Genomic DNA, 24,881 nt, shown 5'->3' with positions numbered 1-24,881 from the left:
ACGCAAACCGTGCGGGGGTTGATGTGGTGATCCGACGCCGGCCGGCCGGGGGCGAATCACCACACCAGCCCCCGCAGGCCGTCGTCGGCGCACTACACGGCGATCAGCTCCAGTTCCGGGCCCTCATGGAGCGCCAGGTAGACCCGGTTGCGCATGGCGTTCGACTCCGCGGTGGTGAGGGTCCGCTCCAGCGACTGCAGGGTCAGGCGCACCAGGACGTTGGCCTGGCCCGACCGGATGCCCAACCGGCCCGCGGCGGCGGCCGGCAAATGCGCGGCGGGGGTCGCGGCCAGCACCTCAAGCCCGGCCAACACCTCGGCGTCCTTTCCCAGCGCCGTGCGGGCGGCGTCACCCAAAACCTCGGCGTCGACGTCGTCCTTGCAAACCAGGGACAGGTCCCGACGCATGGGCGGCATGGCCGACACCGGCCGGTAGGGCGCCAGGTCGCCCATCTGCGCGGCGACGCGGGGATCGGCGGAGCGCAGCAGCCGGATGTCGTCGATGCCCTTGCGCAGCATCACTGCACGGTCCAGCCCCATGCCCAAGGCCAGCCCGCCCCACCTGCGGGGATCCAGCCCGGCGGCCCGCAACACCGACGCCGCCACCAGCCCGGCCTCCGCCAACTCCAGCCACGCGCCGCCAACCCACACGTCCAGCTGGACCCCCGCCGTCGTATAGGAATGTGCGCTGGCCGTGGCACGCCACCGCGCACCGGGCAGCACGGCGTCAACCACGGCACCCAACATGGCGTGCAGCTCGGCAACGCCCAGCAGTCCGCGCGACTGCAACCGCCACAAATCCACCTGGTGCGGGGTCCCCACATGAGTGCGGTCCACGGCGTCGCGCCGGTACACAAGACCGGGCAGCACGTGGAGGGTGTCGTAGCGGTCCTGGACCCCGCGCAGGGAATCCAGCAGTGCCGGCACGCCGGCCGAGGTGTGGCTGCGCAGCATCACGGTGGGGCTCACATGCCGGGAGTAGCGTGAATCCCGGGTGACGTCGTCCGGGCTGTAACCGAGCCGGTCGTAATTGTCCCGGGTGGCCACCAGCGGGCTGAGCCGGTGCGTCTCGACCGGGACGCCCCAGGTGCCGGCCAGGGCGTCGGTGACGTCCCGCAGCAGGGCGGCCATGGCGTGGCCGGAGCCGGGATCGCTCAGGTCCGGGATGGCCAGGGCCTGGTTGAGCTCGGTGAGGTTGAGTTCGGTGCGTGAAAGTTGGGTGTGCATGGGAAGTCCTTGGGGTTCGCGGCGTGGATGGGAATCAACCCCTCAGCCGCGGAACCGGATGGACCTAGCGCGTCAGCGAAGCAGCCCATGCGGCCGGATGCGGCCGAGGGCAGGTAAATCGCTGGATCTGTTCCATGCCGCCAGTCTACCCCGGCCTCCACTCGGTAGGCTGGTGCAATGACTGATTTTGCCGCCGTCCCGGACGCCCCGCGCAGTGACAACCCCGAACTGCTCAAGGCGCTCGCCGCCGACCTCACAGCACTGAACTACACGGTCGACGGCGTCGCGGAGCTCCTGGGCGACGACGCCCACCAGGCGCTGGGCCGGGACCAGACGGTGCCGGCGTCATTGGCGTTGCGGGAGAACACCAAGCCGCTGGCCGTCGTCGTGCGCCTGTGGCTGCTGGCCGAAACCGTCACCCCGGAAGCCCTGGCCGCGGCACTGCCCGGGATTGGCCTCGACGCGCTCGCAGCCCTGGGCCTGATTGAATCCGCCCACGACTCAGCGCTTTTGCGTGCCGCCGTGGACCTGCGCCCCTACGGCTGGCCCGCCGCCACTCCCGGTGAGAACGACACCGATCTGTGGGTGGCCAGCGACCTCGGTGCGCACCAGCGTCCCGGCGTGCTCCGCAAGGACCATGTGTTGGGGATTGGCCAGGCCTCGCTGACGCTGGCGCAGGGCACCATTCGCAGCGTGGTGGGCCGGGCGCTTGACCTTGGCACGGGGTGCGGAATCCAGCTCTTCCACCTGCTCCACCATGCCAGCACCGTGGTGGCCACCGATATTTCCATCCGGGCCCTGGCGTTCACCCGCTTCAACCTCATGCTCAACTCCGCTGCGCTGGGCCTGGTGGCCACCGATTTTGATCCCCACAACGAGGACGCCCGCATCTCCCTGCGCCTGGGTAGCCTGTTGGAGCCCGTGGCGGGGGAGCGGTTCGACCTGGTGGTCTCCAACCCGCCGTTCGTCATCACGCCCCGCCACGAGGGCGAGGGGTCCGGCGAGCAGTTCACCTACCGCGATGGCGGGCTGGCCGGGGATGTCATTGTTGAAAGCCTTGTCCGCGGCCTGCCGGCCATCCTTGCCCCGGGCGGCATGGCCCAGATGCTCGGCAACTGGGAGGTGGTGCGCGGTGACGACGGCGCCATCCGCGACTGGTGGGACCGCCCCCGGAAGTGGGTGCCCGAGGACACCCAGGCCTGGTTCATCCAGCGCGAGCAGGTCAGCCCGGGCGGCTACGCCGAAACCTGGTTGCAGGACGCCTCCCAGGGCAGGGATTCGGACGCCTATGCGAACGCCTACGCGGACTACCTGCGCGATTTCGCCTCCCGCTACGTGGCCGGAATCGGCTTTGGCTACATCCTGCTGCGCCGCCCGGAATCCGTGACCGCCGAGGGGGCGCCGGCGTGGAACTTCACGACGGACACCCGCTTCGAGGAAATCCTCTACCCGATTGAACAGCCCGTGGGCCCGCACCTGGCGGCCACCCTGGAGCGGGAAGCCTGGCTCGATGCCCGCGAATCCATCCTGGGGGAGCGGCTCGTGGTGGCCGAGGACGTCACGGAGGAGCGCCACCAAAAGCCCGGCGCCGAACATCCCGGGGTGATCCTGCTGCGCCAGGGCGCCGGGCTGCGCCGCACCAACCTGCTCAGCACCGAACTGGCCGGCTTTGTTTCCGCGAGCGACGGCGACCTTACGGTGGGCCAACTGATCCCGGCGCTTGCGACACTGCTGGAGCGCGAGGACAAGGAATTCGCCGACGCCCTGTACGGCGAGGTGTGCAACCTGGTCCGGGACGGCTTCCTGCTGCCCGCCGAGGACTGATAGCCGGACGGAAAACGTCGGCCCGGCGCGGGTCTTTCGCCGGGCGTCGCTACGCGCCGGTGCGGTAGGCCCGGGCAATGACGACGGCCGTCCCGACGGCCACTGCCAGGGTCGCCGCGCCACACACGGCGAAGCCCAGCCGGGGATCAAACACGCTGCCCAGGATGCCGCCGGCACCGAGCGCCCCGATGGACACGGCGCGGGTGAGCCCGTTGGCCATGGCGGACACCTGGCCGCGCTGCTGCTCGGGCGTGCGCAGGAGCAACAACGCGCCAAAGGTGGCGTTCAACGCCCCGACCCAGGCACCCACGGCAGCGGCGTAGACGTAGAGCAGTGCCAGCTGCGGCGCCGTCCCCATCAGGAGAAGCCCGGCGCCCGTGCCGGCAATGCTCAGCACAAAGACGCCCACGCGCACCTTCTCCGTGGTGATGCGCCCGGCGGCGAGCGAGCCGCCCACCATGCCGGCACCCATCGCCGCGGCCAGGAAGCCGTATTCGGCGGGCGAGGCGCCCAGGGCGACCCGTGCCAGAAAGACCTCCAGGACGTTGATCGCCTCGGCGGCCAGCACCACGAACATGGTTCCCCCTAAAAGTGCCCACATCAGCTTGTCCCGGTTGAGCAGGCGCAGGCCGTCGAGCAGTCGGGGGGCGCCGGCGTCGTGCTCCGGCGACGGCGCCCGGCGGGTGCGGATCATGCGGGCACCCAGCGCCAGCAAGCCGTAGCAGGCTGCGGCGGCCCAAAAGCTGGCGGCCAGGCCGCCGGCCCCGAGCAGGATGCCGCCAATTGCCGGGCCCGCAAGTTGCGCCAGCATGAGCGTGGCCTGCATGGAGCCCAGGGCCCGCGGCGTATTTTCCTCCCCGACAATCCGCGGCAGCAGGGCCGACCACGTGGGCGTGGAGATGGCGATGGCCGTTTCCAACACCAGGGTGAGGACAAACAGGGCCGGCACATAGTCGGCCAGCAATCCAACGCAGGCAGCCATGGCCGCGACCGCCGCGGCGGCAAGCAGGGACGAGGCAATGGCCAGCGTCCGGGAGTCGCGGGTGTCCACGAGCCGTCCGGCCCACGGCGCCAGCAACACCGTGGGCAGGGTGGACAGCAACAAATACGCCGTGACGGCCCACACCCCGGCCCTCCCGTTGAGCGTGGACTGCAGGTGCAGCATCACGGACACGACGACGGCGCCGTACCCGACCGCCGCCACGAACCGGGCCGTACCGGCCAGCACGAAGTCCCGGTTGCGCAGTAGCGGCACGGGAGGAGCGACCGCCAAGTTCTGAAGTGTCTGTTTCATAGTTATGAAGGTAGTCCTTCATAATTGCAATGTAAAGCATTCGTTTCAGATGGTGGCTATGCTGGTGCCATGAGCAAACAAAACCGGGGTGCGGAGGCTGCCGGCGGGCAGGACGGCCGGGACGGGTCCTCCGACGACCGCGTCGTCGTGAAGATCACCGACCCCCTGGCCATCCGGGCGCTGGCGCACAAGGTGCGCCTCGAGGTGATCGACGAACTGTTCAGCTCCAAGCGCGCCCACACCGCCACCGAGCTCGCCGGCCGGTTTGGTCTGACCCCCAGCGCCATGAGCTACCACCTGCGCGCCCTGCAGAAATGGGGCTATGTGGTGCGCGCCGAGTCAATCGGCGACGGCCGGGAACGGTATTGGAAGGCCGCGGGGGACACGCTGACAGTGGGCAGCCTGGCCGGTGCCTCGGACCTGTTGAACTCATCCTTCATCGACGTCACCCTGGGCACCGCCCGCGACCGGGTGGTGCGGGCTTTGAAGTACTCCCAGGAATTCGGCGAGGCCGACAAGCCCACCTTCGAGATCGCCTCCAGCAAGTTCCTGCTCACCAAGGAGCAGTCGGAGGAGTTTGCCGCCGAGTACCGTGCACTCTCCGACCGTTACCGGGCGCTGAGCGAGTCCGCGGAAGTCGGCCCCGCCGTCGCCGGGGCCCGGCACAGCTACGTGACGATGATCCTGGTGCCCGAGGTGCCGCCCGCGGGGGAGTAGGCGAAGTCGCGGGCCATTGCGGCCCTATCCGTGCGGGGATGAAAAAAGGAATGAACCGCGTCACAAAGCCTCCTCCACACGGTCCGAAAAGGTGGTTGCGTTTCACAAGCAATACGCGTTCACGGTAGAAATATGGTGAACTAGGCTCATGGGGCGCCGTTCGCCCATCTTTCATTCCCTGTAGGAGTACCGTGCCCACCAAGGCAGCCAGCAAGCCGAAAACCGGCAAAAAGCTCGTCATCGTAGAGTCCCCCGCGAAGAGCAAGACCATCGCCAAGTATCTTGGCGAGGGATTCGTCGTCGAGGCCTCCATCGGCCACATCCGTGACCTGCCGCAGCCTTCCGACCTGCCCGCGGAGTTGAAGAAGTCCCCGATCGGCAAGTTCGCCGTCGACCTGGAAAACGACTTCAAGCCGTACTACGTGGTCTCCCCGGACAAGAAGAAGAAGGTGGCCGAGCTCAAGGCGCAGCTCAAGGACGCCGACGAACTCTACCTCGCAACCGATGGGGATCGCGAGGGCGAAGCCATCGCGTGGCACCTGCTCGAGGTGCTCAAGCCAAAGGTGCCCGTGCACCGCATGACGTTTGCCGAAATCACCAAGGAGTCCCTGCAGCGCGCCCTGGGCAACCTGCGTGAGCTGGACACCGACCTCGTGGACGCGCAGGAAACCCGCCGTGTGCTGGACCGCCTGTACGGCTACGAGATTTCCCCCGTGCTGTGGCGCAAGGTCTCCCGCGGACTCTCCGCCGGCCGCGTGCAGTCAGTGGTGACCCGCATGGTGGTGGAGCGCGAACGGGAGCGCATGGCGTTCCGTTCGGCCAGCTACTGGGACCTGGCCGGCACCTTCACCCCCGACGCCGCCGCGGGCGAATCCTTCAGCGCCAAGCTGGCCGCCCTGGACGGCCGCCGCGTCGCCTCGGGCCGCGACTTCAACGACAAGGGTGAACTGACAGGCAAGAACGTGGCCCACCTGGACGAGGTTGCTGCCAAGGCCCTCGCCGAGAGCCTGCAGCAGGCGGACTTCACCGTCCGCTCCGTGGAGCACAAGCCGTACACGCGCCGGCCCGCCCCGCCGTTTACGACGTCGACCCTCCAGCAGGAAGCCGGCCGCAAGCTGCGCTTCTCCTCGAAGTCGACCATGTCGACCGCCCAGCGGCTGTACGAAAACGGTTACATCACCTATATGCGTACCGACTCCTCCTCGCTGAGCGACGAGGCCGTCAACGCGGCCCGCCGGCAGGCCTCCGAGCTGTACGGCCCCGAGTTCATCCCCGCCGCCAAGCGCGTCTACGCGAACAAGAGCTCCAACGCGCAGGAGGCCCACGAGGCCATCCGCCCCGCCGGTGACTCCTTCCGCACCCCGGCCCAGGTGGCCAGCGCCCTCCGCGGCGACGAATTCAAGCTCTACGAGCTGATCTGGAAGCGCACCGTCGCCTCCCAGATGGCCGACGCCAAGGGCTCGACGGCGACCATCAAGTTGGGTGCCGTCGCCGCCGACGGCCAGGATGCCGAGTTCTCGGCCTCCGGTACCGTCATCACCTTCCGCGGCTTCCTGGCCGCCTACGAGGAAGGCCGCGACGAATCCCGCAACGATTCCGACGATTCGGACCGCCGCCTGCCCAACGTCAAGGAAGCCGACGTCCTGACGGCGGCCGATGTCACGGCCAGCGGCCACGAGACGTCTCCGCCGCCGCGCTTCACGGAAGCGTCGCTGACGAAGGAAATGGAAGAGCGCGACATTGGCCGCCCGTCCACCTACGCGTCCACGCTGTCCACCATCATGGACCGCGGCTACGTGCGCAAGCAGGGTTCGGCCCTGGTGCCCAGCTGGGTTGCGTTCTCCGTGATCCGCCTGCTGGAGCAGCACTTCACCGACTACGTGGACTACAAGTTCACGGCCGGCATGGAAACCGGGCTGGACAGGATCGCCAACGGCCAGGAGCAGGGCTCCGACTGGCTCAAGCGCTTCTACTTTGGTGACGACGAGGATGCCGGCCTGTTGAGCATCGTCAACAACCTTGGCGAAATCGACGCCCGCGACATCAACTCCATGCCCATCACCGACACCCTGGTGCTGCGCGTGGGCAAGTTTGGCCCGTACCTGGAAAGCACCGTTCCCACCCTCGACCCCAAGACCGGTGAAATCATCGAGGCCGCCCGTGCCAACGTCCCCGAGGACCTGGCCCCCGACGAGCTCACGCCCGCCAAGGCCCAGGAACTCATGGAGACCGCGGCGCCGGAGGAGCGCGTGCTCGGCGTCGATCCCGCCAGCGGGCACACCGTGGTGGCCAAGAACGGCCGCTACGGCGCGTACGTGACCGAGGTGATCCCGGAGATGACCGAAGAGGAAATCGCCAACCAGCCGGTCGAGTACTACAAGAATGGCAAGCCGAAGCCGCCGAAGAAGCCCGTCAAGGCCAAACCGCGCACCGGCTCGCTGTTCAAGACCATGACCGTCGACTCCGTCACGTTGGATGAGGCCCTGGCCATCATGAGCCTGCCGCGCGTGTTGGGCACCGATGCCGAGGGCACCGAGATCACCGTGCAAAACGGCCGGTTTGGTCCGTACCTGAAGAAGGGCTCCGATTCGCGCTCCATCGGCAGCGAGGAGGAGATCTTCACGATCACCCTCGAGGCCGCCCTGGAGATCTACTCCCAGCCCAAGCAGCGTGGCGCCCGCACCGCCGTGCCGCCGCTGGCCGAATTTGGCGACGACCCCGTCTCCGGCAAGAAGATCGTGGTGAAGGAGGGCCGCTTCGGCCCGTACATCACCGACGGCGTCACCAACATCACGGTGCCCCGCGGCACCGATGTCGAGGAATTGACCCGTGAGATCGCGATTGGCCTGCTGGCCGACAAGCGCGAACGCGGACCGGTCAAGCGCACGGCCAAGGCGCCGGCCAAGAAGCCCCCCGCCAAGAAGAAGGTCGCCGCAAAGAAGTAGCGCCGTTTGGAAACAGGCGTGAGAAGGCCCCGCAACCGCTATGGTTGCGGGGCCCTTTTGCATTCCGCGGGGTGTTTGTTCTTGTGCCCTTATGTCATTTGCTATCCGTAACATTGGCTCCTTCGGACCTTCCCGAACATAGGATGAACCCAGCACGCCCATGGTGTGGTTCACGTCACTCTTCCTGGTGGCACCCTTGGGCGGTTTTCACCACCATTCGCATCGTTCGAGCCTCATGGGGAGATATGAACAATCGCCATCGATTCGGGCACAAGGCGGTGGTTGCGGCGTTGACCGCCGCGGCCATGGCCCTAGCCTCCACCGCAGCCGCCCTTCCGGGAGCCTCCGCGGCCCCGGCCCCCGCGGTCCTTGCGCCCGCCGTCGTGGCGGTTGCCGCGCCGTCGGGCACCGTCCCGCTGACGCCCGCCGGGGCGCCGCAAACCATTCCCGGCCTCTCCAACTGGACCCCGGCCACCGGCGCCTTCACGCTCGGTGCCGGTGCCAGGGTGGTTGGCGCCGACGCCACGCTCACGGGGGACCTTGCCACGCAACTTGGCTCCGTGCTGGGCCGCACCGTGGCTACCGGAACCTCGGCCGCCGTCGTCGGCGACATCGAGATCGCCGTGGACCCCTCCCGCAGCGCAGAGCTGGGCAAGGAAGGCTATGAGCTGAAGTCCGGGACCACGCTGAAGGTCACCGGTGCCACCGACGCCGGCGCCTTCTACGGCGCCCAGACCATTGTGCAGCTGCTGACGCAGGGCAATGTGGTCAACGCCGGCACCTCGACCGACGTGCCCCGCTACCAGGAGCGCGGCGTGGGCCTGTGTGCTTGCCAGGTCACCATTTCGCTGGAGTCGCTGGAACGGACCATGAAGGACATGGCGTACAACAAGCTCAACCAGCTCTGGCTGGAAACGAAGCTGAAGTCCGACGCCTACCCGAAGGCCAATTTTTGGGCCTACTACACGAAGGCCGAGGCCGCGCAGATCACCGCGTGGGCCAAGAAATACCACATCCAACTGGTCCTGGAAGTGAACTCACCCGGGCACATGCGGCCGTGGCTGTACGACTACCCTGAGCTGCAACTCGTCAACAAGGACGGGGTGAAGAAGGAGGAACAGCTGGACATCACCGCGCCCGAGGCCTTCACCATGGTCACCAAGCTCGCCGACGAATACGCCGCCGCCTTCCCCGGACAGCCCTACTGGCACATGGGCGGGGACGAGTACATGATGGGCGACAGCTACGCCAACTACCCCCAGTTCCAGGCCTTCGTGACCGCCCATCCGGAGATCTTCCCGGCCAATTCCGGCCCGGGCGACGTCTTTGTCTGGTTCATGAACAAGGTCAACGCCTACGTGAAGTCCAAGGGCAAGACCCTGCGCATCTGGAACGACGGCGTCCCCTCCTCCAGCAAGCTCGCCCTGGACAAGGACATCGTGGTGGAACACTGGCTCAACTCCGGCCCACGCCCCAGGCCCTGCTCGACGCCGGCCATGACGTGGAAAACTCCTCGCAGTCGCTGTACTTCAACCGCCCCGGCAACTACACGGTGCAGTTGCAGAGCCTGTGGACCTCCGGCTGGACCCCCAGCAAGTTCGACGGCGGCAGCACCGTCACGGAGACGCCCGGCAAGGGCAAGGTCCTTGGCGCGAAACTCTCCGCCTGGCCCGACAACACCCCCGCCGCCACGGAATCCCAGGTGGAGGAGCAGCTCTTTGGCACCGAACGGTTCCTGGCGCAGGCCACCTGGGGTGGACCCAAGCCGACGGCCGACTACGCCGGATTTACCGCCTTGACCACCAAGCTGGGCCGCGCGCCCGGTTACGACAGCTACAACCGCACCCCGGTGGGCGACGGCGGCTACTCGCTCAAGACGGCCGGCAAAGCGGTGAACCCCAACGGTGCCGCAGTCTCCGTGTCTACCGATCCCGCCACCACGTGGCAGCTGACGGCCACGGACGACCACTACTACCAGCTCAAGGCGTCCACGGGGCAGTGCCTGGGCATGTCCGGCGGCGTGCTGTGGCTGCAGGCACCCATGCAGCAGGACCTTGCGCCGTCGCTGGCGGCCTGCGCAACAGCGAACGGCAACGCCAGGAACCTGCAGAAGTGGGAGATCCTCAAGGACTCCACCGGTTTGCGGATCCGCAACGCGATCACCCAGCTGCCGCTGAGCGTCAACGCCTCCGGTGCCCTGACCCAGCAGGCCGGCGATGTTCGCACCGCGGCCGTCTTCGCCCTGTCCGGTGAGGTGTCAACCTCCGTCAAGGCCCCCGCCCGCGTCGTGGCCGGAGCTCCGGCGACCGTCACGGTCACGGTGGACAACCGCACCGAAAACGCCATGACCGGCACCGTGGTCACCGCCAAGGTCCCGGCCGGTTGGGTGCTGGCCCCGGCGTCCGCCACGGTGGGAACCCTTGCCGCGGGTGTATCGAAGGACGTCACGTTTACCGTGACGCCGGGAAGGGATGCCGCCTACGGGAACTTCACGGTGTCCGCGACGACGGCGTACACGGCCAGCGGCGCGTCGCTGACCAGCACCAGTGCCGACGCCACGGGCCTGCTCAGCTGCTCGCTGGCACCGGTTCGCCCCGTGTCCGCCGTGGTGGACAGCTTCAACAACGGCCAGGGCGAGATCACCCCGGGCAGCAACGCGATCGACGGGGACCCGAACTCGTTCTGGGGTACCGCCTGGACGCCCGCGGACGTGCCCCTGCCGCACACCATCACGGTGGACCTGGGCGCGGAACTGAACGTGTGCGCAGTGAACGCGCTGCCCCGCCAAGGCAGCAGCTCCGGTGCCGTCAACGGCCGGATCAAGGGCTACGAGATCTACCTCAGCTCCAGCCCGGCATCCCTGGGCGCCAAGGTGGCCGAGGGCTCGTTCCCGAACGTCAACACGATGCAAAACGTGGTCCTGGCGACCCCCGCCACGGGTCGCTACCTGACCCTGAAGGCCCTCTCCGAGCAGGCGAACAAGCCGTGGACCACGTTGGCCGAACTCACGGTCGACGGCACCGTGCCGCAGGGACCAACGACGACGCCGACCGCCACGGCTACCGCTTCCGCGACGGCCACGGCTTCCGCGACGGCCACGGCGACGACGGACCCCACGGTTGCGCCGACCGTCGACCCGACCGTCGACCCGACCATTGAGCCCACGGTCGACTCGACCATTGAGCCCACCGTTGATCCGACGTCGTCGAACTCGGCGATGCCCACGGCCGAACCCACGGTGGACCCGACAGTCGAGCCGACGTCGTCGAACTCGGCAGAGCCCACGACGGCGGCCACCACCCCGGCTACGACTGCTCCGGCAACCACGGCCCCGGCCACCGCCGCGGCGCCGCACGGCACGGTTTCGGTGCACCCGGCCTCGGGCAACGCCGTCGTCCAGGGCCAGACGGTCACGTTCACGGGCACCGGATTCGCGCCCGGCGAGTCCGTGACCGGCACCGTCCACAGCCAGGCCGTCAGCCTGGGAACTGCTGTAGCCGACGCGCAGGGCAACGTTTCCTTCACCTGGACCGTCCCGGCCGGATTCGCCCCGGGCGAGCACACCGTGACGCTTCGCGGCGAAACCTCCAAGCGCGCCGTCCAGGCCACGTTCACCGTGGTGGCGGCACCGGCGCAGGACGGACTGGCCAGCACGGGCGCCTCGACTGCGGGACTGTGGGGCGGCTCGCTGCTCCTGGTGCTGCTGGGCGCCGGCGTCGTCCTGGGCAACCGTCGACGTGCGGGACTGCACAAGTAGCAGCACCCGCGCGGTAAACCAGGCCGCCCCGTGGCGAGGCAACGTAATTGTTGCCCGGCACGGGGCGGCTTTGGTGTTCGGAGGCCGGCGACGCGCAATAATGGGCACATGAGATTAGGCGTGCTCGACATCGGCTCCAACACGGTCCACCTGCTGCTGGTGGATGCCCGGCCCGGCGCGAAACCGGTGCCCTACGCATCGCACAAACGGCCGCTGAGCCTGGTGCAGTACCTGGACGGCGACGGCAACATCACCGACGAGGGCCAAACCGAACTCATCGAATTCATCCTCGAGGCGTGGGAGTTCGCGGCCAAGCACCGGGCCAAGGACCTGCTGGCGTTTTGTACCTCCGCGATCCGCGAATCCACCAACGGCGCCGCCGTGCTGGACCGGGTGCAGCATGAGACCACCGTCCGGCTGACCGAGCTGACGGGTGCCGAGGAATCGGCCATGACATTCTTTGCCGTCCGCCGCTGGCATGGTTGGGGTGCGGGCACCATCTTGAACCTCGACATTGGCGGTGGTTCCTTCGAAATGGCGCAGGGCGGCAACGAGCTGCCCGATCTGGCCCACTCGGTGCCGTTGGGCGCCGGCCGGCTCACCCGCGACTGGCTCACGGAGGACCCGCCCACGGCCAAGAGCGTCAAGGAGGTGCGCAAGCACATCAAGGCGACGCTGAAGGAGCCGGTGGCCGAGCTCGCCAAGCTGGGCGTGCCCAACATCGTCACGGGCTCCTCCAAGTCATTCCGGGCGCTGGCGCGCATCACGGGGGCGGCGCCGTCGTCCATGGGGCCGTACGTCAAGCGCGAACTTCACCTCTCCGACCTCGGCCTCTGGTCCCAGCGGCTCTCCGCCATGTCCTCGGCTGACCGCCTGCACCTGCCCGGCGTGTCCGTGGCGCGCGCCAAGCAGATGCTGGCCGGGGCGCTGGTGGCCCAGACGGCGCTGGAGATGTTCAAGGTCCAGTCCATGCAAATCAGCCCGTGGGCGCTGCGCGAGGGCCTGATCCTGCGCCGCCTGGACCAGCTGGTCTTTGACGGCCCGCTGGATCCGCCCGCCCACGTGGGCAAATTGAAGAACGCCGCGAGGAACTAGGCCGCCATGACACGCTCAGCAGGGGATTCCGCCGACGCCGGTACGACGACGCCCGAGGACCAGGTGCGCGGGCGGCACATTCCCGTGGCCCTGTCCACGGCCTCGGTGTACCCGTTGAGCGTGCACGACGGCTTCGCGATCGCCGCGGACCTCGGGTACGACGGCGTCGAGGTGCTGGTGACCCACAACGGTGACAGCCAGGATGCCCGGGCGCTGAACGCGCTGGCCGAACGGTACGAGCAGCCGATCCTGGCCATCCACGCCCCCACGCTGCTGCTCACCCAGCAGGTGTGGGGCAAGGCCTGGACCAAGATCCAGCGTTCGGCGCAGATGGCCGTGGACGTGGGCGCCGACGTCGTGGTGGTGCACCCGCCGTTCCGCTGGCAAAACGACTACGCGGAAACCTTCGCCCACGGCGTGCGCGACATTTCCGACGCCTTCGGCATCCGGATTGCGGTGGAGAACATGTACCCGTGGCGGGTCCGCGGGCGTGAGGCGCTGGCGTACCTGCCGCATTGGGATCCCGTGCCGCAGGACTACCGGGACGTCACCTGGGACTTCTCGCACGCGGCCACGGCCGACGCGTCAAGCCTCGACGCCGTGATTGCGCTCGGTGACCGGCTGCGGCACATCCACCTGACCGATGGCACCTCGCCGTCCACGAAGGACCAGCACCTGATTCCCGGGCACGGGACCCAGCAGTGCGTGGAGGTGCTCCGGCACGTGGCGAACAACGGCTTCGACGGGGCCGTGGTGGCCGAGATCTCCACCCGTAAGGCGAAGGGTGCCGGGCAGCGCGAGGAATGGTTGGCCGAAACCCTCGAATTCGCCCGCGTGCACCTGGGGCAAACGCTTCCGTAGGGCCGGGCCGTTGGCCCTTTTATGGTGTGGATACATGACCGGCCAACAGGGCGGCGCGGTGAAGTGTCGTTAAAGTGAAATCGCCGGAGAACATTGTGCCAGTGGATGGGGGGAAACACTGGCGAGTTCTCCGGCGATTTGACTGGTCTTCAGGACAGGACCAGTCCGATCATCACTCGCACCCTTATGAGGTAGTTAAAACATTAGGTCCCGTGTTTGAGAATAACCGGGGCGAAAGCTGTGTGTTTGCCATTAAACGATTTATTACGTGAAGTGGGCTGTTTCCGCCGGTTTTCAGCGTTTCTTGGAATCCTTTTAACGTGAGAAACGCCGGAAGCAATGCTAGGTCTTGGGGGACACCTAGCCGCTTCCGGCGCTTTGGGCCATTCGTTGAAAACAACGTATGGCCCGTCATCACTCGCACCTTTATGAGGTAGTTATGACTCTAAAAGGCTTGTCTGTGCAAACACCCGTATGGTGCTGGGAAAAGACTGGCAGTTGGGTTTTCCCGATCCCTGGCCCGCGTGCAGGTGGGCGTTTGTTGCGCCCGTTGCCTTAGCCAAGAATGATGGGGGCATGAGTAAAAAGATTGTGTTTCTAGGCTGCGGTTCCATGGGCGAGGCAATTTTGACGGGTCTGTTGGCCGCGGGGACCAGCCCGCAGTCCGTCACGGTGACGGTGCGTCGCCCGGACCGGGCGGAGGAACTGGCGCAACGGCACGGTGTCACGGCCTTGGCCTCCAACGAGGAGTCCGACGCCAACGTGCAGGCCGTGGCCGGGGCCGGCGTCGTTATTCTCGGCGTGAAGCCGGTGGGTATTGCGGAACTGTGCCGGGAAATCGCGGGGCACCTGCAATCGGACGCGGTGGTGATCAGCGTCGCGGCGGCCGTGTCCTTGGAACAGTTGGAGGGCGCCCTGACCGCCGGACAGCCCGTGGTGCGGTCCATGCCCAACACGCCGTTGAAGGTTGGCCGCGGCGTGGTGGCCCTGTCCGCGGGGACAAACGTTGACGAACACCACCTGGCCGCCGCGCACGAGATCTTTGACGGCTCGGGCGTGGTCCTGGACATTCCCGAGGACCAGCAGGACGCGGTGTCGGCCATCAGCGGCTCCGGCCCGGCCTATGCGTTCTACCTGGCCGAGGCCATGGCGGCCGCGGCGGAGGACTTTGGCTTGAACGCCGATGTCGCCCGGGTGCTGGCCCGGGAGACGGTGGCCGGGGCGGGCCTGATGCTCGCGGAGCCCGGCGCCGACGCGGCCACGCTGCGTCGCGGAGTGACGAGCCCCAACGGCACCACGGAACAGGCCATCGCGACCTTCGACCGCCTGGGCCTGCCCGGCATCGTTGCCGACGGCGCGAAGGCGGCCGCAGCCCGCGCCGCCCAAATCACGGAAGAGCTCGCCGCCAAATAACGCGGTATCACCTTTGGCGCCCTTTTCCCGGATCCGGTATCACTTTTGGCACGTTTTTTGGGAACGAGGTATCACCTTTGGAACGTCATTTCGGAACGCGGTATCACTAGACCCTCGAGCATCCGAGCTGGTATGTGGGAAGTGATACCGCGTTCCTGGAAACCCGACCAAAGGTGATACCGCGTCGGCTGAAACGCAACCAAAGGTGATACCGCGTCGGCTGAAACGCAACCAAAAGTGATACGGCGTCTGGGGGGGTGGGGCTATTCCGATTCGAGGGCCAGCAGGAGCGCCTTTGCGTCCGCGCCGCCCAGGTAGGCGCCTTGGCTGCCGTCCGACCGGATGACGCGGTGGCACGGCACCACCAGCGGCAGCGGATTGCGTGCGCACGCCGTCCCCACCGCCCGCACGGCCCGCGGGCTCGACGTCAACGCGGCCACGGCGGCATAGCTGGCAGTGTGCCCGTAGCCAATCTCCGGCAGATGCGCCATGACCTCGCGCCGGAAGCCCTTGGCCAGCCGAAAATCCAGCGCCAAGTTAAAGCTGTGGCGCCGCCGGGCAAAGTATTCATCCAGTTCGCGCGCCGCCGAATCCAGCCGTGCCGGCGCCCGGAGCAGGCGCGGGCTGATGGCGGTGGCGAGCTGTTCCAGCACGGCATCGTGGCCCTCCCGGGCAAACGCCACCCGCACCAGGCCGGCATCGGTTCCGGCCAACAGCAGCGGACCCACGGGGGAGTCCATGACGCGGTACGCCACATCGAGCAACCCGTCCGCGGCGGCCGCGGATGCCAGTTTGCCGTGCAGTCGGGCCAGCGCGTCGGACTCGTCCGCGGCCACTGCGGCAAATTCCGCCGGCAATTCAGAATCCTGTTGGCCAAAGCCATGCTGTTCGAAGCCCTGAAGTTCAACGTCTGTGTTCATTGCCCGCTCCTCGTCGGTTCCAGCAAAAGTGCCCGCAGTGCCTTCATCCCGTCGGCGGCGGCCCGGCGCGCGGCGGCCTCCGAGTTGCCCAGCAGCGCCGCCACTTCCGCATACCGCAGCCCGGCGAGATGGTGGTAGACCACAGCCTCGCGCTGCTTGGGCGGCAACGCGGCCAGCGCGGACCACACGAGCGCCGCCTCCTGCCCGGCCTCCGCGGCACGTTCGACGCCGTCCCGTTCACTGCCGCTGTCAACGGCCGAACGAGCGCCGGTCCCAACCCCGCCGGAGACGCCGGCCCCGCCGAATTCCCCGGGGAAGTCGTCGGCCGGGATGGGCAGCCGGCCGGCCTTGCGGTGGTGGTCAATCGCCTTGTTGCGGGCAATCGCCACGAGCCAGGCCTCGCGGTTGCGGACATCGCCGGAACCCGGGTACGCGCGCAGGGCGGCCATGAAGGTCTCCTGCCAGACGTCGTCGGCCTCCTGGACGCCCACCAGGGCCCGGCAGACCCGCAGCACCACCGCTCCGTGCTCCGCCACCAGCACCTCGAACGGTGCCAGTGCCACGGTCACGGGAGGGCCGCCGTTGGGAGGGCCACCTAGAACAACGCCTCGGTGTGGGTCCGTTGCGGGTTTTCCAGTTCCAGCAGGAATTGTTTGCGGTCCAGCCCGCCTGCGTAGCCCACCAGGGAACCGTCGGCACCCACCACACGGTGGCAGGGGACGATGATGCTGATGGGGTTGCGGCCGTTCGCGGCGCCCACGGCCTGGGCCATGGACCGGTCACCTAGCATTGCGGCCAGGTCGCCGTAGCTGCGCAGCTCTCCGTACGGGATCTCGCGCAGGGCGGCCCAGACGCGGTGCTGGAACGGGTTCCCGGCCGGCGCCAGCGGCAGCGAAAACTCCGTGCGGGTGCCGGCAAAGTACTCGCCCAGTTGGGCCACGGTCGCGGCCAGCACGGGTGAGTCCTCCACAGCCACCCGTTCACCCAGATCGGCCCAGTCGGGACGGCGCTTGTGCTCGGCCATGTACACGGCGGCCAGCCCGTCGTCGTTCGCCACGGCCGTCAAAGGGCCCAGGGGCGAGTCAAAAACAGTGTGCTTGAGCATCAGTTTTACCTCCATGACAGGTAGACGCGCACCAGCCCAAAAACGTGAGCTTAGGGGCGGGCGGCGAAGCGTTCCAGCAGGTCGACGTAGCCGGAGACGATCAGCATGTCCCGGCTCGTGACCCGGGTGCTGGGCTGCGCGTAGGTGAAGTCCTCGCCCGGCGACTTCACGCCCACCACGGTCACCCCGTACTTGGAGCGGACCTTGGACTCCTCCAGCGTGAAGCCCTGGGTCTCCTTCGGCGGGTACATCTTCACGATCGCGAAGTCGTCGTCGAACTCGATGAAGTCAAGCATGCGCCCGCCCACCAGGTGCGCGGCGCGGACGCCGGCGTCGGCCTCGGGATAGATGACGTGGTTGGCGCCAATCCGGGTCAGGATCTTCCCGTGCGACTGCGTGATCGCCTTGACCCACAGGTGGTCGATGCCCAAATCCACCAGGTTCACCGTGATGAGCACGCTGGATTCGATGGACGTGCCCACGCCGACGACGGCGGAGCTGAAGTCCTGCGCGCCGAGCTGGCGGAGCGCGTCGATGTTGGTGGCGTCGGCCTCCACGACGTGGGTGAGGACGCCGGACCACTTTTGCACCAGGGCGGGGTCCCGCTCGATGGCCAGGACCTCCCGGCCCTGCTTGACCAACTGGTGGGCCGTGGCCGCACCAAAGCGGCCCAGGCCGATCACCAGGACCGGTGCGTTGTGCGGCGGGCGGGCGTTGGAGCTCATTTTGTCAGCCAATGATCGGCCTTTCTTCCGGGTAGTGGAAAAGTTGACGGCGTTGCCGCAGCGCCAGGGCGGCGGCAAGCGTGATGGAACCGACGCGGCCAAAGAACATCATGGCGCACAAGACATATACGCCCGACGGCGGCAGCTCGGCGCTCAGCCCCGTACTCAGGCCCACCGTGGCAAAGGCGGAGATCGTCTCGAACAGCACGCGGTCCAGGCTTTGGCCCGAGATCGCCAGCAGCAGGCCCGTGGCGATCATGACGAACGTGGCGCCCATCATGATCACGGAGATGGCCACGCGCATGGTGCCCTGGGGGATGGTGCGTCCGTAGACCTTCACGTCGTTGTCGCCGCGGGCCTCGGCCACGATCGCCAGGAACATCACGGCCAAGGTGGTGACCTTGATACCGCCGGCCGTTGACGCGGAACCACCGCCCACGAACATCAAGGCATCCGTCAGGAGCATGGTGGAGGAGTGCATGTGGTTCATGTCCACCAGGTTGAAGCCCAGCGAACGGGTCATGACGGAGGCAAAGATCGAGTGCGTGATCTTGTCGCCAAAGCTCATATTGCCGATGGTGGCCGGGTTGGTCCACTCCATGGCACCCCACAGCACGGCACCGGCCCCCAGCAACATCAGGGACACCTGGACGGTGAGCTTGGCGTGCAACGTCCACTTCTTGAAGCGGAAACCCGTCACGAGCACCACCATCATGACCGGGAAGCCGAGGCTGCCGATGAACCCGCCGATCATGAGCGGCACCAGGATCCACAGGTCGGCCTCGTAGGGCACCACGCCGTCGGAATGCGGCGTGAATCCGGCGTTGTTGAAGGCGGAGATGGAGTAGAAGACGGCGTGCCACACGGCCTGCGGGAGCGATTCGCCAAGGATCAGGAACCGGGGAGCCATGGCCAGGGCAAGGACCACCTCGACGGCCACCGAGGTGCTGATGACGATCCGCAGCAGCGTACCGACCTCGCCGAGGCGGCCGGCATTCATGGCCTCCTGGGCGATCAGCTTTCCGCGGACGCCCAGGCGCTTGCTGACCATCAGGGACATGAGCGAGGCCAGGGTCAGGATGCCCAAACCGCCCACGAAGATGCCGATCAGGATCACCAACTGGCCAAAGAAGGACCAGTGAAGGGCCGTGGAGACCGTGGTCAGGCCCGTCACGCAGACGGCGGACACGGCCGTGAACAAGGCGTCGTGGAAGGCGGTCGGCTGGCCGTTGCGGGAGGCCGCGGGCAGGCACAGGACCAGGGTGAAGGCCATGATGACCAGGGCGAACACGATCAACGCGAGCCTGGCGGGGGAGCTGTTTGCCACCCGGTCCGCGAAGTCACGGACACTGACCACTATGGCAAGGAACCAGTTGTGGGGTTTGGCGGGCTGGATGTTTTTAGCGGCCAACTTCTGTGTTGCCCTCCTGCCCGTGATAAGCCGGACAACCGTCCGGCGCCTTCTTCGAATACGGCAAAGCCGTCCGGAGTTCGGTAGCCTGTGATGGATGTCATCATTTGCCAGCTTTGGGCCAGCGGCCGTCCCGACAAGCATAGTCTGCGATCCGGCGATGTCCGCCTACAATTTTGGCCCCAACCACCCCATGTCGCCAAAGCGGCTTGAACTGACGGCCCGGCTGGCCCGCGAGCTGGGCATTTTTGACCTCCCCCAGGTGCGGGTGCTCGAATCCTTCGTGGCCGACGACGACGCACTGGCCACCGTCCACAGCCGCGCCTACATTGCCGCGGTGCGCCGGGTGGGGGCCGACCCCACGCTCAGCGATCCCGGGCGCGGACTGGGCACCGAGGACGATCCGGCGTTTGCCGGCATGCACGAGGCCGGCGCCCGCCTGGCCGGGGCCTCCCTGATCGCCGCCGACACACTGATTTCCGGGGCGGCGGTCCGGGCCGTGAACTTTGGCGGCGGCATGCACCACGCCAGCCGCGAAAAGGCCAGCGGATTTTGCATCTACAACGACGTCGCCATGGCCGTCATGCGCCTGCTCGACTCCGGAGTCTCACGGATCGCCTACATCGACATCGACGCCCACCACGGCGACGGCACGCAGAACGCCTTTTGGGACGACCCCCGGGTGCTCACGATTTCCCTGCACGAATCCGGGCTGACCCTGTTCCCCGGAACCGGCTTCGCCAACGAGATCGGCGGGCCCGGCGCCGAAGGCTCCGCCGTGAACGTGGCCCTTCCCGCCGGGACGTCCGACGCCGGCTGGTTGCGTGCCTTCCACGCCATCGTTCCGCCGCTGGTCAAGGCCTTCGGCCCCGAGGTGATCGTCAGCCAACACGGTTGCGATTCGCACCGGGAGGACGAGCTCACGCACCTGAACACCAGCGTCGACGCCCAACGCGAGGCGGCCCTGAGCGTCGCCACGCTCGCCGACGCGGTCTGCGACGGCCGGTGGATCGCCCTAGGCGGCGGCGGCTACAGCATCGTCAACGTGGTGCCCCGCGTCTGGTCGCACCTGATGGCCATTGCGGCGGGGAAGCCCGTGCCGCTGCGCACCGCCGTCCCGCCCAGCTGGCGCGACCACGTCAGGGAACACTACGGCCGCGAGGCACCGCTGTTCATGGGGGAGGACGCCGACACCTGGTGGCGGTCCTGGGAGGTCGGCTACAACCCGGCCGACGCCGTCGACAGGTCCGTCATGGCAACGCGCAAGGCGGTGTTTCCGCTCTACGGGCTCGACCCCTGGTTCGACTGATCCCCAGCTCCTCCCCAATAAATCGCTGGCGCGATTTCTTGGGGCCCGCGGAGCTGTGGGCCCAACACTTCGCGCTTACGATATTGCCTGAAGATGCCGTATTTGGCATATGTCGCTAGGGTAGTGGGATGGTCGTAGAAGAAGTATTCGCTGTCATCGCCGAAGGCACCCGTCGAGACATCCTTGAGGCGCTTGCCACCGAGCACAAGGCAGTGGGCCAGCTTGTTGAAGAATTGGGCGTTTCCCAGCCCACCGTTTCCAAGCATTTGCGCGTACTGCGTGAAGCCGGCGTCGTGACCATGCGGGCCCAGGGCCAGAAGCGTTTCTACAGCATCAACACCGAGCCGCTGGTCCTCGTGTCGGAATGGCTCGACGGACTTGGCGCCGGATTTGTCCGCGCTCCCCGCGAGGTGAGTCGGGTTGTCGGCGCCGGCCGCACCCCGGCAAGCTCCACAGCGTCAGCCGGCTCCGCTGCGGCCGCCACCTCTACAGCCCCAGCCGGCGTTTCCGCGCAGGCCCGGGCCGCCGGCGTCGAGCCCGCAACAACACCCAAGGCGGCCAAGTCAAACGGTGCAAACCCGCTGGTCGGCGTGCCCGCAGCTGCGGCGGCACAGCCCCGCGTGCCCGCGGTGGCGCACCTGCCCGCCGTGGCGCACATCCCGGACGGAACGGTCCCGCTTGATAGTGAAAGCTCGGTGCAGGCGCAAATTACCCGCAGCGTTGGGCGTGCGGCCAACAAGGCCGCCGATCTCCTGGCGAACCTGCCCGCCTTCCGACGCCGCAAGGACTAGCTAGCGGCACCGCACGCGGTCATCAGGGGCGGCCGGCGGAAGCGAAAATTAGGGCCAAGTCCCGCCAAAACACCTCCTGCTCGGGCCTTATATGCATGATCTTGCACCCTGTCTCAAACTCCAAGAAAAATTGGCTTAAGTCGCCACGTGACTGGAAAATTGGATCCAAGAATACTTATGCGCCAAATTCCGGCGCCCGCCTTCTGTAGGAGACTCATGGATACCAGGCTCGAAGCCATCCGGGAGCAGGTTTTGGCCCGCAACCCAGGGGAAAAGGAATTTCACCAGGCAGTGCTCGAGGTCTTTGAAAGCCTCGGTCCGGTTTTGGATAAACATCCAGAATTCGTTGATGCCGCCGTCCTGCAGCGCCTGTGCGAGCCGGAACGCCAGATCATCTTCCGCGTGCCGTGGATGGACGATGCTGGCCGTGTCCAGATCAACCGCGGCTTCCGTGTCGAGTTCAACTCCGCACTTGGCCCGTACAAGGGCGGCCTGCGCTTCCACCCCTCGGTGTACCTGGGCATCGTGAAGTTCCTCGGCTTCGAGCAGATCTTCAAGAATGCCCTGACCGGCATGCCCATCGGCGGCGGCAAGGGCGGCTCCGACTTTGACCCGCGCGGCAAGTCCGACGCCGAAGTCATGCGCTTCTGCCAGTCCTTCATGACCGAGCTGTACCGCCACATCGGCGAGTACACGGACGTCCCTGCCGGCGACATCGGCGTTGGCGGCCGTGAGATCGGCTACCTGTTCGGCCAGTACAAGCGCATCACCAACCGCTACGAGTCCGGCGTCCTGACCGGCAAGGGTGTTGGTTGGGGCGGCTCGCTGGTTCGTCCGGAAGCCACCGGCTACGGAACGGTCCTGTTCGCGAACGAGATGCTCAAGACCCGCGGCGCAACCTTCGACGGCCAGCGCGTGGTTGTCTCCGGCTCCGGAAACGTTGCGACCTTCGCCATCGCGAAGGCACAGCAGCTCGGCGCCAACGTTGTCTCCTGCTCCGACTCCTCCGGTTACATCGTGGACGAAGCCGGCATCGACGTCGCCCTTCTGCGCCAGATCAAGGAAGTTGAGCGCGGACGCCTGAAGGAATACGCGGTTCGCCGCGGCGCATCCGTCAGCTACGTCGAGGGCGGTTCCGTCTGGGACGTCAACGCCACCGTCGCGCTGCCGTGTGCAACTCAGAACGAACTCAACACCGAGGCCGCCACCAAGCTGGTCAAGAACGGCCTCATCGCCGTCGCCGAAGGCGCCAACATGCCTTCGACCTCCGGCGCCGTTGCCGTCTTCCAAGAATCCGGCACGTTGTTCGGCCCGGGCAAGGCAGCCAACGCCGGCGGTGTGGCCACCTCCGCGCTGGAGATGCAACAGAACGCCAGCCGTGACGCCTGGACGTTCGAGCACACCGAAGCACGCCTCACGCAGATCATGGTCGGCATCCACGACCGCTGCGCCGAGACCGCGGAGACCTACGGCTCCCCGGGCAACTACGTGGTGGGCGCCAACATCGCCGGCTTCGTCAAGGTTGCCGACGCCATGCTCGCGCAGGGCCTCATCTAAGTTCCACAACACACCGCAAGGCACTCCTGGTTCCAGGGGTGCCTTGCGGCATTTGTGCGCCTAACGCGAATAACGGCGCTTTCTCCGCTTTTAGGGGATCCGGAAACCCCCTAAAAGCGGCGAAAGCGCGTTTATGCGAAGAAAGCGCCGATTTGGTGCAACGGCCCGCACCGGTTTAGTCTGTGATCATGACAAACCGTTGGTATGCGTATTTTTCGTTGGCTCTGGAGGGGCCCGCGTCTAACTGACACGCATCCAATCACCTTCAGAGCCAACAGGACAGAGAAACTTTCTCTGTCCTTCGCCATTTCCGGCGGGTTTCTGAAAAGGGGCTCGCTTCCAGCCCACCAAAGGAATCCCCACCGTGACCACCACAGCAGTCGAAACGTCATCCAGCACCGCGAACCTCCGGGTCAGCCGCTTCACCGCGCTCCCGTCGCCGGCCGAGCTCTCCGCCGAACTTCCGCTTGACGCACACACGAGCAACGTCGTCGAACGCGGCCGCGACCAGGTCCGGGCCGTCATGGACGGCGTGGACGACCGCCTGCTGGTGGTGGTGGGCCCGTGCTCCATCCACGACCCCAAGGCCGGACTGGAATACGCCCGCCGCCTGGCCGCGGCCGCCAAGGACCACGAGGAAGACCTGCTGATCGTGATGCGCGCCTACTTCGAAAAGCCGCGCACCACCGTGGGCTGGAAGGGCCTGATCAACGATCCCAACCTGGACGGCAGCCACGACGTGGCCAAGGGGCTGGAAATGGCGCGCGAGTTCCTGCTCGAGGTGGCCCGCCTGGGCCTGCCCACGGGCACCGAATTCCTTGAACCGATCAGCCCCCAGTACACGGCCGATTTGATCTCCTGGGGGGCCATTGGGGCCCGCACCACCGAAAGCCAGATCCACCGCCAGCTCTCCTCCGGGCTGTCCATGCCCATCGGCTTCAAGAACGGCACCGACGGGGACCTCCAGGTGGCCCTGGATGCGTGCAGCGCCGCCAGCGCCGCGCAGTCGTTCCTGGGCATCGACGGCGACGGACGGGCGTCCCTGGTCAGCACGGCCGGCAACCAGGACACCCACATGATCCTGCGCGGCGGGCGCAAGGGCCCCAACTACTCCGCGGCCGACGTTGCCGCCGCTGCGGCCGCTGCGGAGGGCGCCGGCATCAACCCGCGCCTGATTGTGGACGCCAGCCATGCCAACTCCGGCAAGAGCCACCACCGCCAGGCGGAGGTGGCCCTGGAGATCGGCGCCCAGTTGGAGGCCGGCGGTGCGTCCGCGGACGCCATTGCCGGGGTCATGCTGGAAAGTTTCCTGGTGGGCGGGGCGCAGAAGCTCGACGTCGACGAGGTTGCCGCGGGTGCCGCGAACCTCACGTACGGGCAAAGCGTCACCGACGCGTGCATGGAGTGGGACGTCACGGCCGACGTGCTGTCCAAGCTGGCCGACGCCTCCCGCGTGCGCCGTACCCGCACGTCCGGAAACTAACGTCCGTCACGACTTTCACATTGGCCCCGTCAGCCTCTAGAGTTAGCGCTAGAGGTTGACGGGCGCCGGTGCCCGCACCAGCATTTTTTGACGGGAACGGATACCAAGGGACCATGGCGCAGGAGCAGAATTTCTCCAATGTGAACTTCCTGACCGTCCAGGAAGTGGCCGAACTCATGCGCGTGTCCAAGATGACCGTTTACCGCATGGTGCACGCCGGGGAACTGCCCGCGGTCCGCTTTGGCAGGTCCTACCGGGTGCCGCAGAACGCCGTTGAGGCAATTCTGAAGACGGCCGTGGTTGACGGCCAGGCCGGCAATGGAGCCTCCGGTTCGGCGCATACCGGCTAAAGGCGGTACCCTAGGAAAGATCCATTTTCGGCTTTGACCGATTCCTGCGATCGGTCAACCTAATCGTTTACGGCCTCATCCGAGGCCAACTATGTAGT

20 protein-coding genes are annotated in these 24,881 nt (G+C 67.0%); 13 read left to right on the top strand and 7 right to left on the bottom strand.

Annotated features, from left to right (window positions below):
- Nucleotides 1–92: 92 nt before the first annotated feature.
- Nucleotides 93–1,226 carry a PheS-related mystery ligase SrmL gene (gene srmL / locus AL755_RS20045; RefSeq protein ID WP_054012520.1) on the bottom strand — a complete coding sequence of 378 codons (1,134 nt, stop codon included), beginning with the start codon at nucleotides 1,224–1,226 and terminating at the stop codon, nucleotides 93–95.
- A gap of 177 nt (nucleotides 1,227–1,403) precedes the next feature.
- On the opposite strand from srmL, the gene AL755_RS20040 reads away from it, so the two are divergent.
- Entirely contained in the window at nucleotides 1,404–3,050 is a 1,647-nt protein-coding gene (locus AL755_RS20040; protein ID WP_054012519.1) for a DUF7059 domain-containing protein, read from the top strand.
- Between the two features lie 49 nt (nucleotides 3,051–3,099).
- On the opposite strand, the gene AL755_RS20035 is transcribed toward AL755_RS20040, so the two are convergent.
- Complete coding sequence (locus tag AL755_RS20035; RefSeq protein ID WP_082369446.1) at nucleotides 3,100–4,344, bottom strand: MFS transporter; 1,245 nt, start codon at nucleotides 4,342–4,344, stop codon at nucleotides 3,100–3,102.
- A gap of 69 nt (nucleotides 4,345–4,413) precedes the next feature.
- Here AL755_RS20035 and AL755_RS20030 point away from each other — a divergent pair, with 69 nt between their 5' ends.
- The 7 genes from AL755_RS20030 to proC all read left to right on the top strand — a co-directional run bounded on the left by AL755_RS20030 (nucleotide 4,414) and on the right by proC (nucleotide 15,132).
- A complete protein-coding gene (locus AL755_RS20030) occupies nucleotides 4,414–5,061 on the top strand; it encodes an ArsR/SmtB family transcription factor (RefSeq protein WP_054012517.1) in 648 nt (215 codons plus the stop codon).
- A gap of 191 nt (nucleotides 5,062–5,252) precedes the next feature.
- Nucleotides 5,253–8,006: a type I DNA topoisomerase gene (gene topA, locus AL755_RS20025; protein ID WP_054012516.1), complete on the top strand. Its 2,754-nt coding sequence runs from the start codon at nucleotides 5,253–5,255 to the stop codon at nucleotides 8,004–8,006.
- Nucleotides 8,007–8,251: 245 nt separating this feature from the next.
- Nucleotides 8,252–9,805, top strand: coding sequence for a beta-N-acetylhexosaminidase (locus AL755_RS23780; RefSeq protein WP_150117189.1), 1,554 nt, complete (start codon nucleotides 8,252–8,254; stop codon nucleotides 9,803–9,805).
- A 209-nt stretch (nucleotides 9,806–10,014) separates the two neighbouring features.
- Complete coding sequence (locus tag AL755_RS23775; RefSeq protein ID WP_337589602.1) at nucleotides 10,015–11,763, top strand: discoidin domain-containing protein; 1,749 nt, start codon at nucleotides 10,015–10,017, stop codon at nucleotides 11,761–11,763.
- Between the two features lie 108 nt (nucleotides 11,764–11,871).
- Nucleotides 11,872–12,858 (top strand): Ppx/GppA phosphatase family protein, encoded by a 987-nt coding sequence (locus AL755_RS20010; RefSeq protein WP_054012513.1) that lies wholly within the window; start codon nucleotides 11,872–11,874, stop codon nucleotides 12,856–12,858.
- Between the two features lie 6 nt (nucleotides 12,859–12,864).
- Nucleotides 12,865–13,719: a sugar phosphate isomerase/epimerase family protein gene (locus tag AL755_RS20005; protein WP_054012512.1), complete on the top strand. Its 855-nt coding sequence runs from the start codon at nucleotides 12,865–12,867 to the stop codon at nucleotides 13,717–13,719.
- A gap of 576 nt (nucleotides 13,720–14,295) precedes the next feature.
- A complete protein-coding gene (gene proC / locus AL755_RS20000) occupies nucleotides 14,296–15,132 on the top strand; it encodes a pyrroline-5-carboxylate reductase (protein ID WP_054012511.1) in 837 nt (278 codons plus the stop codon).
- Nucleotides 15,133–15,395: 263 nt separating this feature from the next.
- Here proC and AL755_RS19995 read toward each other — a convergent pair whose 3' ends face one another.
- The 5 genes from AL755_RS19995 to AL755_RS19975 are packed head-to-tail and all read right to left on the bottom strand — an operon-like array spanning nucleotide 15,396 to nucleotide 19,278.
- On the bottom strand, nucleotides 15,396–16,052 hold the full coding sequence (locus tag AL755_RS19995; RefSeq protein ID WP_082369444.1) for a methylated-DNA--[protein]-cysteine S-methyltransferase: 657 nt from the start codon (nucleotides 16,050–16,052) through the stop codon (nucleotides 15,396–15,398).
- A complete protein-coding gene (locus AL755_RS19990) occupies nucleotides 16,049–16,621 on the bottom strand; it encodes an RNA polymerase sigma factor (RefSeq protein ID WP_237762561.1) in 573 nt (190 codons plus the stop codon). Before AL755_RS19990 ends, AL755_RS19995 begins: the two co-directional genes overlap by 4 nt.
- Before the next feature lie 26 nt (nucleotides 16,622–16,647).
- On the bottom strand, nucleotides 16,648–17,157 hold the full coding sequence (locus AL755_RS19985; protein WP_054012510.1) for a methylated-DNA--[protein]-cysteine S-methyltransferase: 510 nt from the start codon (nucleotides 17,155–17,157) through the stop codon (nucleotides 16,648–16,650).
- A gap of 50 nt (nucleotides 17,158–17,207) precedes the next feature.
- Nucleotides 17,208–17,882, bottom strand: coding sequence for a potassium channel family protein (locus AL755_RS19980; protein ID WP_054012509.1), 675 nt, complete (start codon nucleotides 17,880–17,882; stop codon nucleotides 17,208–17,210).
- Nucleotides 17,883–17,886: 4 nt separating this feature from the next.
- A complete protein-coding gene (locus AL755_RS19975; protein WP_237762746.1) occupies nucleotides 17,887–19,278 on the bottom strand; it encodes a TrkH family potassium uptake protein in 1,392 nt (463 codons plus the stop codon).
- A gap of 175 nt (nucleotides 19,279–19,453) precedes the next feature.
- Between AL755_RS19975 and AL755_RS19970 the strand changes: the two genes are divergently transcribed.
- From AL755_RS19970 to AL755_RS19950, 5 genes are all read left to right on the top strand, one after another.
- Nucleotides 19,454–20,602: an acetoin utilization protein AcuC gene (locus AL755_RS19970; RefSeq protein WP_107503895.1), complete on the top strand. Its 1,149-nt coding sequence runs from the start codon at nucleotides 19,454–19,456 to the stop codon at nucleotides 20,600–20,602.
- Between the two features lie 128 nt (nucleotides 20,603–20,730).
- Nucleotides 20,731–21,393 carry an ArsR/SmtB family transcription factor gene (locus tag AL755_RS19965; protein ID WP_054012506.1) on the top strand — a complete coding sequence of 221 codons (663 nt, stop codon included), beginning with the start codon at nucleotides 20,731–20,733 and terminating at the stop codon, nucleotides 21,391–21,393.
- Between the two features lie 216 nt (nucleotides 21,394–21,609).
- Nucleotides 21,610–22,950, top strand: a complete 1,341-nt coding sequence (gdhA, locus tag AL755_RS19960; RefSeq protein ID WP_054012505.1) for an NADP-specific glutamate dehydrogenase — start codon at nucleotides 21,610–21,612, stop codon at nucleotides 22,948–22,950.
- Between the two features lie 364 nt (nucleotides 22,951–23,314).
- A complete protein-coding gene (locus AL755_RS19955; protein ID WP_192841642.1) occupies nucleotides 23,315–24,433 on the top strand; it encodes a 3-deoxy-7-phosphoheptulonate synthase in 1,119 nt (372 codons plus the stop codon).
- A 113-nt stretch (nucleotides 24,434–24,546) separates the two neighbouring features.
- On the top strand, nucleotides 24,547–24,783 hold the full coding sequence (locus AL755_RS19950) for a helix-turn-helix domain-containing protein (RefSeq protein ID WP_054012503.1): 237 nt from the start codon (nucleotides 24,547–24,549) through the stop codon (nucleotides 24,781–24,783).
- Nucleotides 24,784–24,881 lie beyond the last annotated feature (98 nt).

The sequence above is a fragment of the Arthrobacter sp. ERGS1:01 genome, assembly GCF_001281315.1.
In the GTDB taxonomy this organism is placed as follows: domain Bacteria; phylum Actinomycetota; class Actinomycetes; order Actinomycetales; family Micrococcaceae; genus Specibacter.
The sequence above is the reverse complement of the archived record's forward strand: the minus strand, read 5'-3'. Positions and strand labels throughout refer to the sequence as shown.